Origin of the sequence: Halomonas koreensis, from assembly GCF_031451675.1 — a bacterium.
In the GTDB taxonomy this organism is placed as follows: domain Bacteria; phylum Pseudomonadota; class Gammaproteobacteria; order Pseudomonadales; family Halomonadaceae; genus Halomonas; species Halomonas koreensis.
Map to the genome: position 1 here is coordinate 1 of NZ_JARWAK010000012.1, position 14,926 is coordinate 14,926.

The following is a 14,926-nucleotide window of genomic DNA, read 5'->3' on the forward strand; positions in this document are numbered from 1 at the left end:
GAATTCCCATGGAGAGCCTCGGGCGCCGACCGCCGGAGGGCCGGCCCGGTCATCGTCGGGCACTTATCCCGAGAAAACCCCGGCTCATCGAGTCGGGGTTTTTCATGTCGGTCCGACAGGCGCCGTATTGGGCGAGGGAGTTCCCATGGAGAGCCCCGGAGGGTCGGCCCGAACCTCGTCAGGCACTGAGTCGGGAAAGGCCCCGGTCCGGGGCCTTTTCACGTTCGGGGCTCGCGACAGGGAGGTCCGTGCGCCGCCCTGGGGGCGGCCATGCCAGAGACGGCACTCGCCATGGCTGCCCCGGCGGGGGCGTGCCGGCAGGCAGCGGCGCTCCGGCGAGGGAGCCTGGATTTCCGGGGCTGCGCCTGTTCCGATAGAATGTGGACTTTTCCCGTCTGGGGCATGCGCATGACCATTGGTGACCTGATTCGCCTGTTGAGCGACGGCGAGTTTCATTCCGGCGAGCAGTTGGGCGAACGGCTGGGCGTGTCCCGGGCCGCGGTCTGGAAGCAGCTTCGCAAGCTGGAGGCGCTGGGGATTCCCATGGAGGCGGTGAAGGGGCAGGGCTATCGCCTGGCCGAACCGCTCGAGCTGCTCGACGGTGCCCGCATCGTCGCCGGGCTGTCCCGGGAGGCTCGCCAGTACATCAGCCGCCTCTTCGTCGAGGAAACCCTGCCGTCGAGCAACCAGTTCCTGCGCGAACGGTTCGCGCAGGGGGCGGGGCATGGCGAGATCTGTCTGGTCGAGCAGCAGAGCGCCGGCAAGGGACGCCGCGGACGCGCCTGGGTGACGCCCTGGGGGCGGACCCTGATGCTCTCGGTGGGCTGGCGAGTCGAGTCCGGCGTCGCCGCGCTGGAGGGGCTCAGCCTCGCGGTGGGTGTCGTGTTGGCCAGGGTGCTGGAGGCGCACGGCGTCCGTCCGCGCCTCAAGTGGCCCAATGACGTGCTGCTGGAAGGAGAGGGCGGGGAGCTCGGCAAGCTGGCCGGCATCCTGGTCGAGCTGAGCGGCGATGCCGCCGGCCCCTGCGAGGTCGTGGTGGGCATGGGCATCAATCTCGACCTGCCCGAGGCCTTCCGCCGGGACATCGAGCAGCCGGTGGCGGCGGTTCGCGACCAGGCGCCCGAGCTCGGGCGCAATCGTCTGGCCATCGAGTTGCTGGATGCCCTGATGCCGGCCCTGGCCGACTTCGAGCGCGACGGCTTCGTCGCCTGGCAGGCCGACTGGAACGCGCGTCACGCCTACGCCGGCCGCGAGGTGGACATCCTGCGCGGCGAACGGCGCGAGCCGGCGATCGCCGGGGAGGTGGATGCGTCCGGCAACCTCTGGGTGGACGGCGAGGCCGGGCGGACCCGCCTGTCGGGCGGGGAGATCAGCGTACGGGGGCGCGCATGATCCTGGATCTCGACATCGGCAATACCCTGTCGAAGTGGCGCCTCAAGGATGCCGAAAGCAGCGAGATCCGCTCCCGGGGTGCGGTCTGGACCCGGGAGGAGTGGCGCCCGGGGGCCGACATTCCGGACCTGGACGTGGTCGAGGCGGTGCGCATCTCCAGCGTGGCCCGCAAGGCGGTGCTGGCCAGGACGGTGGCCCTGCTGCGGCGCCAGGTGCGGGATGTCCACGTGGCGCGCTCCGAGCCCGAGGCGCTGGGCGTCAGCAACGGCTATCGGGAGCCCGGGCGACTCGGGGTGGACCGCTGGATGGGCGTGCTGGCCGGCTATCAGCTGGCCGGCGGCTGCTGCAGCGTCGATTGCGGCAGCGCCATCACCGTGGACTTCGTGCTGCCCGGCGGGCGTCACCTGGGCGGCTATATCCTCCCGGGGCTGCGCCTGATGAAGGAAAGCCTCAAGCTCGGGACGCGCAACGTGGCCATCGATCCCGACAGCGAGGCCGACGAGCTCCCGGCGCCGGGCGTGCGCACGGTCGAGGCCGTCAATCACGGCATCTACATGGCCGCCGTCAGCGCGGTGAACCGCATCTACAGCGAGGTCTGCGATCGCGAGGGCGTGACCCTGCCGCTGCTGCTGACCGGCGGCGATGCCCGGGTCGTCTCACGGGGCGTCGAGGTGCCCCATGCGGTCTGGCCGGACATGGTCTACGGGGGGCTGGAGGCCTGCTTCCCGCTGACCGCCGCGGAGCGCGCGGGGCGCATGGCGGGGGCGCCGGCGGTGCCCGAGCCGGTGGCGCTGGAAAAGATTCGCGCGGGGCTTGCGTTCTCCATGCTGCTTTGACACAATGCGTCGCGTTCCGGAGAGGAAGGGTGTTTCGGCGCCCGTGGCCGGTCAGGATGATTGGAAAAACAATCACTTGACACCGAGAACAGAGGCGGTAGAATACATCGCCAGTTGGAGGGGTTCCCGAGTGGCCAAAGGGAGCAGACTGTAAATCTGCCGCGAAAGCTTCGAAGGTTCGAATCCTTCCCCCTCCACCAGGTTTCGCCCCATTCGTCGAGGCGGGTGGCGGCAACAAGAGTGGGTAGGCGGGCATAGTTCAATGGTAGAACCTCAGCCTTCCAAGCTGATGATGCGGGTTCGATCCCCGCTGCCCGCTCCAGTCGGTTGTTTCGCTCATGTAGCTCAGGGGTAGAGCACACCCTTGGTAAGGGTGAGGTCGGCGGTTCAAATCCGCCCATGAGCTCCAACAAGGAAAAGGCGAGCCGTGGCTCGCCTTTTCTCTTTCTCTTCCGGCGCGATCGGATGTCGGGAGAGGGGTTGCCACAGGCGGAGGTATCCGTTAAGATGGCGCCCGCTGTCGCTCAGGTCGCTCGCAAAGGGCGGTCGCGGAAGCAGATACAGGCCAGTAGCTCAATTGGCAGAGCAGCGGTCTCCAAAACCGCAGGTTGGGGGTTCGATTCCCTCCTGGCCTGCCAGTCTTCCCCAGGCTGGCGTTATCTCCGTATTTTCACGATTCGATTGCCGCACCCTGAGGAGTCTCGTTTTCATGAAACATAGCGCCGAGGTGCAGGGTTCGCGCCACGACGGGCTCAAGTGGGCGGTTGTCGTCACTCTGCTGGTTCTGGCCGTGGTCGGCAATACCTATTTCGCCGACCAGGCACTGCTCTATCGCGTGCTCGGCGTCGTCGCCCTGAGCGTGGTGGCGGCGCTGGTGGCCCTGACCACCACCAAGGGTCGCGAGCTGGTCGAGCTGGCTCGCAGCGCGAAGAAGGAAATTCAGCGTGTCGTCTGGCCGACTCGCCCCGAAACCATTCAGACCACCGCCATCGTGCTGGTGGCCGTGCTGGTGGTGGGGCTGATGCTGTGGCTGATCGACACGCTGCTTGGCTGGGCGATGTCCGGCGTCATCGGTTAGGAGTCTTCATGTCCATGCGTTGGTACGTCGTTCACGCCTACTCCGGCTTCGAGAAGCATGTCATGCGCTCCCTCAGGGAGCGCGTGAGGATGTACGGCATGGAGGACCGCTTCGGCGAGATCCTGGTGCCCACCGAGGAAGTCGTCGAGATGCGTGACGGCAAGCGCCGCAAGAGCGAGCGCAAGTTCTATCCCGGCTATGTGCTGGTCGAGATGGAGATGGACGACGAGACCTGGCACCTGGTCAACGAGACCCCCCGCGTCATGGGGTTCATCGGCGGTACCAAGGAGAAGCCGGCCCCCATCACCCAGCGCGAGGCCGACGCAATCCTCAGTCGCGTCAAGGACGGTACCGAGAAGCCGCGCCCCAAGACCCTGTTCGAGCCGGGTCAGTCCGTGCGCGTCATCGACGGCCCCTTCGCCGACTTCAATGGCGTGGTCGAGGAAGTCAACTACGACAAGAGCCGGCTGCAGGTCAGCGTGCTGATCTTCGGGCGCGCCACGCCGGTCGAGCTCGAGTTTTCCCAGGTCGAGAAGGAATAACCTCTCGCCCCTGCCGACTGTTCGCGGCGGCCGTTGCGACGGCCGTCTTAACCGGGGAGCCGCAAGGCGCTATCACCCATCTGGAGTAAATCATGGCCAAGAAAGTCCAGGCTTACATCAAGCTGCAGGTCGCAGCCGGTAAAGCCAATCCGAGTCCCCCCGTGGGCCCCGCGCTGGGTCAGCACGGCGTCAACATCATGGAGTTCTGCAAGGCGTTCAACGCCGAGACCCAGGACATCGAGCCGGGTCTGCCGACTCCCGTCGTCATCACCGTGTACTCCGACCGCAGCTTCACCTTCATCACCAAGACCCCGCCCGCGGCGGTCCTGCTGAAGAAGGCGGCTGGCATCAAGTCCGGCTCCGGCGAGCCGAACAAGACCAAGGTCGGTACCGTGACCCGTGAACAGCTCGAAGAGATCGCCAAGACCAAGGAGCCGGACCTGACGGCTGCCGATCTCGATGCCGCGGTGCGTACCATTGCCGGTAGTGCCCGCAGCATGGGCCTGAACGTGGAGGGTCTCTGATCATGGCTAAGCTCAGCAAGCGCGCGCAGCAGATTCGCGAGAAAGTCGACCCGAACAAGGCGTACAGCCTGGACGAGGCCGTGGCCCTGCTCTCCGAGCTGTCCACCGTCAAGTTCAAGGAGTCCCTGGACGTCGCCGTCAACCTGGGCGTCGATCCGCGCAAATCCGACCAGGTCGTGCGTGGCGCCACCGTCATGCCCAACGGTACCGGCAAGGACGTGCGCGTCGCCGTCTTCACCCAGGGCGCCAACGCCGAGGCGGCCAAGGAAGCCGGCGCCGACATCGTCGGCATGGACGACCTTGCCGAGCAGGTCAAGAAGGGCCAGCTCGACTTCGACGTGGTCATCGCCTCGCCGGACGCCATGCGCGTCGTCGGCCAGCTGGGCCAGATCCTCGGCCCGCGCGGCCTGATGCCGAACCCCAAGGTCGGCACCGTGACCCCGGACGTCGCCACCGCGGTCAAGAACGCCAAGGCCGGCCAGGTGCGCTTCCGTACCGACAAGAACGGCATCATCCATGCCACCCTGGGCAAGGTCGACTTCGACGCCGCCGCCATCCGCGGCAACCTCGAGGCGCTGATCGCCGACCTGAAGAAGCTCAAGCCGAGCACTTCCAAGGGTGTGTATTTCAAGAAGGTCTCCCTGTCCACCACCATGGGGCCGGGCCTGACCATCGACCATTCCGCGTTCGTGTAACGCCGAGGTCGAGACAAGAGCAAGACACTTTGCGGTCCCCGTGCACGGCTTCGCCGGCGGGGCACCGTCAAAGACCGCAGGTGCCGCCTCGCGCAGAGGCGGCTTAATCGTCCCTCGGGAGGCCTGCGCAGATGGTGTGGCCGCCAGATCTCTGGTGAGCACCATCACCCAGGACTCCCGGCGCGGCGCCGTCGCGCCCCGCCGGGAGAGATGGTAACCACCGGAATCCTCTGCGGAGATTCCGGCACGTAGGAGTGATCACCGTGCCACTAGCACTCGAAGGCAAGAAGGCCATTGTTGCCGAGGTCAGTGAAGCGGCCAAGGATGCTCTCTCCGTCGTCGTTGCCGACTCTCGTGGCGTCTCGGTCAGCAAGATGACCGACCTGCGCAAGCAGGCCCGCGAGAATGGCGTCCAGCTGCGTGTTGTCCGCAACACCCTGGCTCGCCGCGCCCTGGAAGGCACCCAGTGGGAGTGCCTGAACGAGTCCTTCGTGGGTCCGACCCTCCTGGCCTTCTCCACCGAGCACCCGGGCGCCGCCGCCCGTCTGTTCAAGGAGTTCGGCAAGGAAGAGAAGGACTTCGAGGTCAAGGCGCTGGCATACGAAGGCGAGTTCATCCCGGCCAGCGATCTGGATCGCCTGGCAAGCCTGCCGACCTATGACGAGGCCATCGCCAAGCTGATGTCCGTCATGAAGGAAGCGTCCGCCGGCAAGCTGGTCCGTACCCTCGCCGCGCTGCGCGACCAGAAGGAAGGCGAGGCCGCCTGATCGGCGAACTCTGCCCCGCTGCGCGAATCGAATATTGAATCACCGAGCCGTCGGCCCGCCGAGGCTCCCGCAAAGTTAGGAACGTGAAAATGGCACTGACCAAAGAAGACATCATCAACGCCGTCGCCGACATGTCCGTCATGGAGGTCGCCGAGCTGATCGAGGCGATGGAAGAGAAGTTCGGCGTCACCGCCGCCGCCGCCGTCGTCGCCGGCCCGGGTGGCGGTGAAGCCGCCGCCGAGGAAGAGCAGACCGAGTTCGACCTGGTGCTGACCGGTGCCGGCGACAAGAAGGTCAACGTCATCAAGGCCGTCCGCGAGATCACCGGCCTGGGCCTGAAGGAAGCCAAGGGTGCCGTCGACGGCGCTCCGGCGACCCTCAAGGAAGGCATGTCCAAGGAAGACGCCGAAGAAGCCAAGGCGAAGCTGGAAGAAGCCGGCGCGAGCGTGGAGCTCAAGTAATCCTTGTGCCCACGGCTTCACGCGCTGCGTAAGCTTCCACGGCTGGTGGCGGGACACCCGCTGCCGGCCTTTTTCTGTTGTCACTAGCCGGTCGCCCTCCGGGCCACCGCTAGCCGAATTCCGACGGCGAGCCTCCGGGTGGGGGCTTGCCGTCAGCGCCTGACGGAGCCGCGCCCGTCGGGTGGCGCCGACACGCATCGGTCACCCATGGTGAACAAGCTGGGGAATACAGATGGCTTACTCATACACTGAGAAAAAACGCATCCGCAAGGATTTCGGCAAACTGCCCCAAGTGATGGATGTGCCTTACCTGCTGGCCATCCAGCTTGATTCCTACTACGACTTTCTCCAGCAGGATCGCTCACCCGAAGAACGGCTCGACCTCGGTCTGCATGCCGCCTTCCGCTCGGTCTTCCCGATCGAGAGCTTCTCCGGCAACGCCGCCCTGGAATACGTCAGCTACCGTTTCGGCACCCCGGCGTTCGACGTCAAGGAGTGCCAGCTGCGTGGCGTCACCTACTCGGCTCCCCTGCGCGTCAAGGTCCGTCTGATCATCTACGACAAGGACTCGGCCAACAAGGCGATCAAGGACATCAAGGAGCAGGAAGTCTACATGGGGGAGATCCCCCTGATGACCGAGAACGGCACCTTCGTGGTGAACGGGACCGAGCGCGTCATCGTCTCCCAGCTGCACCGCTCCCCGGGCGTGTTCTTCGATCACGACAAGGGCAAGAGCCACTCCTCCGGCAAGCTCCTGTATTCCGCCCGGGTGATCCCCTACCGCGGTTCCTGGCTGGACTTCGAGTTCGACCCGAAGGACAACGTCTTCGTGCGCATCGACCGTCGCCGCAAGCTGCCGGCGTCCGTGCTGCTGCGCGCCCTGGGCATGAGCGCCGAGGAGATCCTCGACGAGTTCTTCGAGACCAGCACCTTCCACATCGAGAAGAGCGGCTTCTCCGTGGAGCTGGTGCCGTCGCGTCTGCGCGGCGAGACCGCGACCTTCGACATCAAGGACGGTGACGGCAATGTCATCGTCGAGGAAGGTCGCCGCGTCACCCAGAAGCACATCCGCCAGCTGGAGAAGGCCGGCCTCGAGCGCCTCGAGGTGCCGATGGACTACCTGTTCGGCAAGGTGCTGGCCAAGGACCAGGTCAACCCCGCCACCGGCGAGCTGATCTGCCCCTGCAACACCGCCATCACCCCGGAGCTGCTGGAGTCCCTGGGCCAGGCCGGGCTGACCCGCCTCGAGACCCTGTACACCAACGACCTCGACTGCGGGCCCTTCATCTCCGACACCCTCAAGCTGGACACCACCGGTTCCCAGCTCGAGGCCCTGGTCGAGATCTACCGCATGATGCGCCCCGGCGAGCCGCCCACCAAGGAGGCCGCCGAGACGCTGTTCAACAACCTGTTCTTCACCGAGGACCGCTACGACCTGTCCGGCGTCGGTCGCATGAAGTTCAACCGCCGCCTGCGTCGCGACAGCGACGAGGGGCCGGGCGTGCTCGACCGGCGCGACATCCTCGACGTGCTCGGCGAGCTGATCAGCATCCGTAACGGCTTCGGCGATGTCGACGACATCGACCACCTGGGCAACCGCCGCATTCGCTGCGTCGGCGAGATGGCCGAGAACCAGTTCCGCGTGGGCCTGGTGCGCGTCGAGCGCGCGGTCAAGGAACGCCTGTCCATGGCCGAAAGCGAAGGCCTGATGCCCCAGGACCTGATCAACGCCAAGCCGGTGGCCGCGGCGGTCAAGGAGTTCTTCGGCTCCTCGCAGCTGTCCCAGTTCATGGACCAGAACAACCCGCTGTCCGAGGTCACCCACAAGCGCCGCGTCTCCGCGCTCGGCCCGGGCGGCCTGACTCGCGAGCGGGCCGGCTTCGAGGTGCGCGACGTCCACGCCACCCACTACGGCCGGCTGTGCCCGATCGAGACACCGGAAGGTCCGAACATCGGCCTGATCAACTCCCTGGCCACCTACAGCCACACCAACAGCTACGGCTTCCTCGAGACGCCGTACCGCAAGGTGGCCGACGGCCAGGTGACCGACGAGGTGGTGCACCTCTCCGCGATCGAGGAGGGCGACTTCGTCATCGCCCAGGCCTCGGCCACCGTGGACGAGGGCGGCAAGCTGGTCGACGACCTGGTGCAGGTCCGCCACAAGGGCGAGACCACCTTCATGCGCCCGGAGCAGGTCACCCTGATGGACGTCTCGCCGCGCCAGGTGGTGTCCGTGGCCGCGGCCCTGATCCCCTTCCTCGAGCACGACGACGCCAACCGCGCCCTGATGGGGGCGAACATGCAGCGTCAGGCCGTGCCCACCCTGCGCGCCGAGAAGCCCCTGGTGGGCACCGGCATGGAGCGCTTCGTGGCCCGCGACTCCGGCGTCTGCGCCGTGGCGCGCCGCGGCGGCACCATCGACTCGGTGGATGCCAAGCGCATCGTGGTGCGGGTCAACGAGGACGAGATCATCGGCGGCGAGGCCGGCGTCGACATCTACAACCTGACCAAGTACCTGCGCTCCAACCAGAACACCTGCCAGAACCAGCGCCCGATCGTGCGTCCGGGTGACAGCGTGGCGCGGGGCGACATCCTGGCCGACGGCCCGTCCGTGGACATGGGCGACCTGGCCCTGGGCCAGAACATGCGCATCGCCTTCATGCCGTGGAACGGCTACAACTTCGAGGACTCCATCCTGCTCTCCGAGCGGGCCGTCCAGGAAGACCGTTTCACCACCATCCACATCCAGGAACTGACCTGCGTCTCCCGCGACACCAAGCTGGGCGCCGAGGAGATCACCTCGGACATCCCCAACGTCGGTGAGTCGGCGCTGGCCAAGCTGGACGAGGCGGGCGTGGTCTACATCGGCGCCGAGGTCGGCCCGGGCGACATCCTGGTGGGCAAGGTCACGCCCAAGGGCGAGACCCAGCTGACCCCCGAGGAGAAGCTGCTGCGCGCCATCTTCGGCGAGAAGGCCTCCGACGTGAAGGACACCTCGCTGCGGGCCCCCACCGGCATGAAGGGCACCGTCATCGACGTCCAGGTGTTCACCCGCGACGGCGTCGAGAAGGACTCCCGGGCGCTGTCCATCGAGCAGATGCAGCTCGACGAGGTGCGCAAGGATCTCCAGGAGACCTACCGCATCGCCGAGGATGCCACCTTCGAGCGCCTGCAGCGGACCCTGTCCGGCCAGGCGGTCAACGGCGGGCCCAAGCTCAAGAAGGGCGACGTGCTCACTGACGAGTACCTCGAGGAGCTGCCGCGTCAGCAGTGGTTCAAGCTGCGCCTGCAGGACGAGGCCCTCAACGAGCTGCTGGCCCAGGCCGACGAGCAGCTGGAGCAACGTCGCCGCGAGATGGACGAGCGCTTCGAGGACAAGAAGCGCAAGCTCACCCAGGGCGACGACCTGGCGCCGGGCGTGCTGAAGATCGTCAAGGTCTACCTGGCCATCAAGCGCCGCCTGCAGCCGGGCGACAAGATGGCCGGTCGCCACGGTAACAAGGGCGTGATCTCGGCGATCATGCCGATCGAGGACATGCCGTTCGACGACAACGGCGAGCCGATCGACGTGGTCCTGAACCCGCTGGGCGTGCCGTCGCGGATGAACGTCGGCCAGATCCTCGAGACTCACCTGGGCATGGCCGCCCGCGGCCTCGGGGTGAAGATCGAGCACATGCTGCGCGACGCCCGCGAGCAGCAGGTCGCCCAGATCCGCGAGTTCCTGGGGCAGGTCTACAACACCGCCTCCAGCACCCGGGTCGAAGACCTGGACTCGCTGTCCGACGACGAGGTCATCGCCCTGGCGAAGAACCTCAAGGCGGGCGTGCCCATGGCCACGCCGGTCTTCGACGGCGCCCGGGAGCACGAGATCAAGCACCTGCTGACCCTGGCCGACCTGCCGGATTCCGGCCAGATGACGCTCTACGACGGCCGTACCGGCGACGCCTTCGACCGGCCGGTCACCGTGGGCTACATGTACATGCTGAAGCTCAACCACCTGGTGGATGACAAGATGCACGCGCGTTCCACCGGCTCCTACTCCCTGGTCACCCAGCAGCCGCTGGGCGGCAAGGCGCAGTTCGGTGGTCAGCGCTTCGGGGAAATGGAGGTCTGGGCCCTGGAAGCCTACGGCGCGGCCTACACCCTCCAGGAGATGCTCACCGTCAAGTCCGACGACGTGGAGGGTCGCACCAAGATGTACAAGAGCATCGTGGACGGCGATCACACCATGCAGGCGGGCATGCCGGAATCCTTCAACGTGCTGGTGAAGGAGATCCGTTCGCTGGGCATCGATATCGAACTGGAGAGCTGAGGCTGCCGCTACGGCGCTTCACAGAATGACGGTCCGCGGGGGCCAGCGCGCCCCCGCCCATGACAACTCCGCAGCGGAGCCGACCCATGAAAGATTTGGTGAAAGTCCTCAAATCGCAGTCTCAGTCCGACGAGTTCGACGCGATCAAGATTACCCTGGCGTCGCCGGACATGATTCGTTCCTGGTCCTTCGGCGAGGTCAAGAAGCCCGAGACCATCAACTACCGGACCTTCAAGCCGGAGCGCGACGGCCTGTTCTGCGCCAAGATCTTCGGCCCGGTGAAGGACTACGAGTGCCTGTGCGGCAAGTACAAGCGCATGAAGCACCGCGGCATCATCTGCGAGAAGTGCGGCGTGGAGGTCACCAAGGCCGCCGTGCGCCGCGAGCGGATGGGCCACATCGAGCTGGCCAGCCCGGTCGCCCACATCTGGTTTTTGAAGTCGCTGCCGTCACGCATCGGCATGTTCCTGGACATGACCCTGCGCGACATCGAGCGGGTGCTGTACTTCGAGAGCTTCATGGTCGTCGACCCGGGCATGACCACCCTCGAGCGCGGCCAGCTGCTCAACGACGAGCAGTACTTCGAGGCCCTCGAGGAGTTCGGTGACGACTTCGACGCCCGCATGGGCGCCGAGGCCGTCCAGGCCATGCTCAAGGACATCGATCTCGAGGAGGAGATCGAGCGTCTGCGCGAGGAGATCCCGCAGACCAACTCCGAGACCAAGATCAAGAAGCTGTCCAAGCGCCTCAAGCTGCTGGAGGCCTTCCAGGGCTCCGGCAACGATCCGGCGTGGATGGTCATGGAAGTGCTGCCGGTGCTGCCGCCGGACCTGCGTCCGCTGGTGCCGCTGGACGGCGGCCGCTTCGCGACCTCCGACCTGAACGACCTGTACCGCCGGGTGATCAACCGCAACAACCGCCTGAAGCGGTTGCTGGATCTCAACGCGCCGGACATCATCGTGCGCAACGAGAAGCGCATGCTGCAGGAGGCGGTCGACGCCCTGCTCGACAACGGCCGTCGCGGCCGGGCCATCACCGGCTCGAACAAGCGGCCGCTGAAGTCGCTGGCCGACATGATCAAGGGCAAGCAGGGTCGCTTCCGTCAGAACCTGCTGGGCAAGCGCGTCGATTACTCCGGCCGCTCGGTGATCACCGTCGGCCCGACCCTGCGCCTGCACCAGTGCGGCCTGCCCAAGAAGATGGCGCTCGAGCTGTTCAAGCCGTTCATCTACGCCAAGCTGCAGGCCAGCGGCCAGGCCTCGACCATCAAGGCCGCCAAGAAGATGGTCGAGCGCGAGCTGCCCGAGGTGTGGGACATCCTCGCCGATGTCATCCGCGAGCACCCGGTGCTGCTCAACCGCGCCCCGACCCTGCACCGCCTGGGCATCCAGGCCTTCGAGCCGCTGCTGATCGAGGGCAAGGCCATCCAGCTGCACCCGCTGGTGTGTGCCGCCTACAACGCCGACTTCGACGGCGACCAGATGGCCGTGCACGTGCCGCTGACCCTGGAGGCCCAGCTCGAGGCCCGGGCGCTGATGATGGCCACCAACAACGTGCTGTCGCCGGCCAACGGCGAGCCGATCATCGTGCCGTCCCAGGACGTGGTGCTGGGTCTGTACTACATGACCCGCGAGAAGATCAACGACAAGGGCGAGGGCATGGTGTTCGCCGACCTCAACGAGGTCGAGCGCGCCTTCGGCACCCAGAGCGTGGCCCTGCACGCCCGCGTCAAGGTGCGCCTCGACGAGGTGGCGATCGACGAGGAGACCGGCGAGAAGACCCATAGCCGCAAGCTCTACGACACCACCGTCGGCCGTGCCCTGCTGTTCCGCATCCTGCCCGAGGGCGTGCCCTTCGAGCTGATCGACCAGCCGATGAAGAAGAAGGCCATCTCGGCGCTGATCAACGAGGTCTATCGTCGCGCCGGCCTCAAGCCCGCGGTGATCTTCGCCGACCAGCTGATGTACACCGGCTTCCGCATGGCCACCTGGTCCGGCGCCTCGATCGGCGTCAACGACTTCGTCATCCCGGACGCCAAGGCCGAGATCGTCGAGGGCGCCGAGGAAGAGGTCAAGGAGATCGAGGACCAGTTCTCCTCGGGCCTGGTGACCGCGGGCGAGAAGTACAACAAGGTCATCGACATCTGGGCGCGCGCCAACGACCAGGTCGCCAAGGCGATGATGACCGGTATCTCCAAGGAGAGCGTGGTCGACCGCGAGGGCAACACGGTCGAGCAGGACTCCTTCAACAGCGTCTTCATCATGGCCGACTCCGGCGCCCGGGGCAGCGCGGCGCAGATCCGTCAGCTGGCCGGCATGCGCGGCCTGATGGCCAAGCCGGACGGCTCGATCATCGAGACGCCGATCGTCGCCAACTTCCGTGAGGGCCTGAACGTCCTCCAGTACTTCATCTCGACCCACGGCGCGCGTAAGGGCCTGGCGGACACCGCACTGAAGACCGCCAACTCCGGTTACCTGACCCGCCGCCTGGTCGACGTCGCCCAGGACATGGTGGTCACCGAGGCCGATTGCGGCACCGAGAACGGCCTGACCCTGCACCCGGTCATCGAGGGCGGCGACATCATCGTCTCCCTGGCGCAGCGCGTGCTCGGCCGGGTGGTGGCCCAGGACGTGGTCGACCCCGAGAGCGAGGAAGTGCTGATCCCCCGCGGCACCCTGCTCGACGAGGCCTGGTGCGCCGAGCTCGACACCATGGGCGTCGACGAGATCGTGGTGCGCTCGACCATCAGCTGCGAGACCAGCCACGGCGTCTGCTCGTCCTGCTATGGCCGCGACCTGGCGCGTGGTCACCAGGTCAACGTCGGCGAGTCGGTGGGCGTCATCGCCGCCCAGTCGATCGGCGAGCCGGGCACCCAGCTGACCATGCGGACCTTCCACATCGGCGGCGCGGCCTCCCGGGCCTCCGCGGTGGACAGCGTCCAGGTCAAGCACGGCGGCAAGGTGCGCCTGCACAACATCAAGCACGTCGAGCGCGGCGACGGCAAGCTGGTGGTGGTCTCCCGCTCCAGCGCCCTGGCCGTCGCCGACGAGCACGGCCGCGAGCGCGAGTACTACAAGCTGCCCTACGGTGCCGAGCTGTCCGTCAAGGACGGCGACGCGGTGGACGCCGGCCAGACCGTGGCCAAGTGGGATCCGCACACCCACCCGATCATCGCCGAGGCCGAGGGCCAGGTGCAGTACGCCGACATGGACGAGGGCGTCACCATCCACCGCAGCGTGGACGAGATGACCGGCCTGTCCTCCATCGAGGTCATCGAGTCGGCGGCCCGGCCCATGGCCGGCCGCGACAAGCGCCCGATGATCCTGCTGGCCGACGCGGCCGGCAAGCCGGTGACCGTGTCCGGCTCCGACACCCCGGTGCAGTACCTGCTGCCCGGCAAGGCCATCGTCACCGTCGACAACGGGGCCAGCATCGGCGTCGGCGAGGTCGTGGCGCGGATCCCGGTGGAGGCCACCGGCAACAAGGACATCACCGGCGGTCTGCCGCGGGTCGCGGACCTCTTCGAGGCCCGCAAGCCCAAGGAGCCGGCGATCCTGGCCGAGGTCAGCGGCACCATCAGCTTCGGCAAGGAGACCAAGGGCAAGCGTCGCCTGACGATCACCCCGGAGGACGGCGATCCGGTCGAGATGCTGATCCCGAAGTGGCGGCAGATCGCGGTGTTCGAGGGCGAGACCGTCGAGAAGGGCGAGGTGATCTCCGACGGCCCGAGCAACCCGCACGACATCCTGCGCCTGCTGGGCATCGCCGAGCTGGCCAAGTACATCGTCGCCGAGGTGCAGGACGTCTACCGGCTGCAGGGCGTGGGCATCAACGACAAGCACATCGAAGTGATCGTGCGTCAGATGCTGCGCAAGGTGGAGATCACCGATGCCGGCGACTCCGAGTTCATCCCCGGCGATCAGGTCGAGCTGGTGCGGGTGCTCGAGGAGAACGCCCGCCTGGCCAACGAGGACAAGTTCCCGGCCAAGTACCAGCGCCTGCTGCTGGGCATCACCAAGGCCAGCCTGGCCACCGAGTCGTTCATCTCCGCGGCCTCCTTCCAGGAGACCACACGGGTGCTGACCGAGGCGGCGGTCACCGGCAAGCGCGACTACCTGCGCGGCCTGAAGGAGAACGTGGTGGTGGGACGCCTGATCCCGGCCGGTACCGGCCTGACCCATCACGCCGAGCGTCGCCGCAAGCGCGAGGACGCCGACCGGCTGCTCCAGCCGTCGGCCCAGGAGGTCGAGCAGGAGCTGGGCGCCCAGCTCACCGCGCTGGACTCGGACGACGACGAGATCTGACGCCAACGTCGGCCA

General features: G+C 66.7%; 10 protein-coding genes and 4 tRNA genes. All 14 read left to right on the forward strand.

Annotation, left to right across the window (positions count from 1 at the left end; all coding sequences use genetic code 11):
- Nucleotides 1–408: 408 nt before the first annotated feature.
- The 14 genes from QC818_RS13420 (at nt 409) to rpoC (ending at nt 14,911) form a co-directional block, all read left to right on the forward strand.
- Nucleotides 409–1,392, forward strand: a complete 984-nt coding sequence (locus tag QC818_RS13420; RefSeq protein WP_309653379.1) for a biotin--[acetyl-CoA-carboxylase] ligase — start codon at nt 409–411, stop codon at nt 1,390–1,392.
- Complete coding sequence (locus tag QC818_RS13425) at nt 1,389–2,228, forward strand: type III pantothenate kinase (RefSeq protein WP_309653380.1); 840 nt, start codon at nt 1,389–1,391, stop codon at nt 2,226–2,228. The genes QC818_RS13420 and QC818_RS13425 overlap by 4 nt, the downstream gene beginning before the upstream one ends.
- 116 nt (nt 2,229–2,344) lie before the next feature.
- Nucleotides 2,345–2,428, forward strand: a tRNA-Tyr gene (locus QC818_RS13430).
- A 48-nt stretch (nt 2,429–2,476) separates the two neighbouring features.
- A tRNA-Gly gene (locus QC818_RS13435) sits at nt 2,477–2,550 on the forward strand.
- A 12-nt stretch (nt 2,551–2,562) separates the two neighbouring features.
- Nucleotides 2,563–2,637 (forward strand) — tRNA-Thr (locus QC818_RS13440).
- Between the two features lie 153 nt (nt 2,638–2,790).
- Nucleotides 2,791–2,866 (forward strand) — tRNA-Trp (locus QC818_RS13445).
- Between the two features lie 71 nt (nt 2,867–2,937).
- Complete coding sequence (gene secE, locus QC818_RS13450; protein WP_309653381.1) at nt 2,938–3,306, forward strand: preprotein translocase subunit SecE; 369 nt, start codon at nt 2,938–2,940, stop codon at nt 3,304–3,306.
- A gap of 8 nt (nt 3,307–3,314) precedes the next feature.
- A complete protein-coding gene (nusG, locus tag QC818_RS13455; RefSeq protein WP_309653382.1) occupies nt 3,315–3,848 on the forward strand; it encodes a transcription termination/antitermination protein NusG in 534 nt (177 codons plus the stop codon).
- A 92-nt stretch (nt 3,849–3,940) separates the two neighbouring features.
- Nucleotides 3,941–4,372: a 50S ribosomal protein L11 gene (gene rplK / locus QC818_RS13460; RefSeq protein WP_092845433.1), complete on the forward strand. Its 432-nt coding sequence runs from the start codon at nt 3,941–3,943 to the stop codon at nt 4,370–4,372.
- 2 nt (nt 4,373–4,374) lie between these two features.
- Nucleotides 4,375–5,067, forward strand: coding sequence for a 50S ribosomal protein L1 (gene rplA / locus QC818_RS13465; protein ID WP_309653383.1), 693 nt, complete (start codon nt 4,375–4,377; stop codon nt 5,065–5,067).
- Between the two features lie 263 nt (nt 5,068–5,330).
- Nucleotides 5,331–5,834 (forward strand): 50S ribosomal protein L10, encoded by a 504-nt coding sequence (gene rplJ, locus QC818_RS13470; protein ID WP_309653384.1) that lies wholly within the window; start codon nt 5,331–5,333, stop codon nt 5,832–5,834.
- Nucleotides 5,835–5,923: 89 nt separating this feature from the next.
- Complete coding sequence (rplL, locus tag QC818_RS13475; RefSeq protein WP_309653486.1) at nt 5,924–6,295, forward strand: 50S ribosomal protein L7/L12; 372 nt, start codon at nt 5,924–5,926, stop codon at nt 6,293–6,295.
- Between the two features lie 232 nt (nt 6,296–6,527).
- Nucleotides 6,528–10,607 (forward strand): DNA-directed RNA polymerase subunit beta, encoded by a 4,080-nt coding sequence (gene rpoB / locus QC818_RS13480; RefSeq protein WP_309653385.1) that lies wholly within the window; start codon nt 6,528–6,530, stop codon nt 10,605–10,607.
- An 86-nt stretch (nt 10,608–10,693) separates the two neighbouring features.
- Complete coding sequence (rpoC, locus tag QC818_RS13485; RefSeq protein ID WP_309653386.1) at nt 10,694–14,911, forward strand: DNA-directed RNA polymerase subunit beta'; 4,218 nt, start codon at nt 10,694–10,696, stop codon at nt 14,909–14,911.
- Nucleotides 14,912–14,926: the final 15 nt, after the last annotated feature.

What these genes read in the sequence shown, in the direction of transcription:
- secE (WP_309653381.1), top strand. Translation starts at nt 2,938, where the DNA reads ATGAAACATAGCGCCGAGGTGCAGGGTTCGCGCCACGACGGGCTCAAG.
- rpoC (WP_309653386.1), top strand. Translation starts at nt 10,694, where the DNA reads ATGAAAGATTTGGTGAAAGTCCTCAAATCGCAGTCTCAGTCCGACGAG.
- rplL (WP_309653486.1), top strand. Translation starts at nt 5,924, where the DNA reads ATGGCACTGACCAAAGAAGACATCATCAACGCCGTCGCCGACATGTCC.
- rplK (WP_092845433.1), top strand. Translation starts at nt 3,941, where the DNA reads ATGGCCAAGAAAGTCCAGGCTTACATCAAGCTGCAGGTCGCAGCCGGT.
- QC818_RS13420 (WP_309653379.1), top strand. Translation starts at nt 409, where the DNA reads ATGACCATTGGTGACCTGATTCGCCTGTTGAGCGACGGCGAGTTTCAT.
- rpoB (WP_309653385.1), top strand. Translation starts at nt 6,528, where the DNA reads ATGGCTTACTCATACACTGAGAAAAAACGCATCCGCAAGGATTTCGGC.
- QC818_RS13425 (WP_309653380.1), top strand. Translation starts at nt 1,389, where the DNA reads ATGATCCTGGATCTCGACATCGGCAATACCCTGTCGAAGTGGCGCCTC.
- rplA (WP_309653383.1), top strand. Translation starts at nt 4,375, where the DNA reads ATGGCTAAGCTCAGCAAGCGCGCGCAGCAGATTCGCGAGAAAGTCGAC.
- nusG (WP_309653382.1), top strand. Translation starts at nt 3,315, where the DNA reads ATGTCCATGCGTTGGTACGTCGTTCACGCCTACTCCGGCTTCGAGAAG.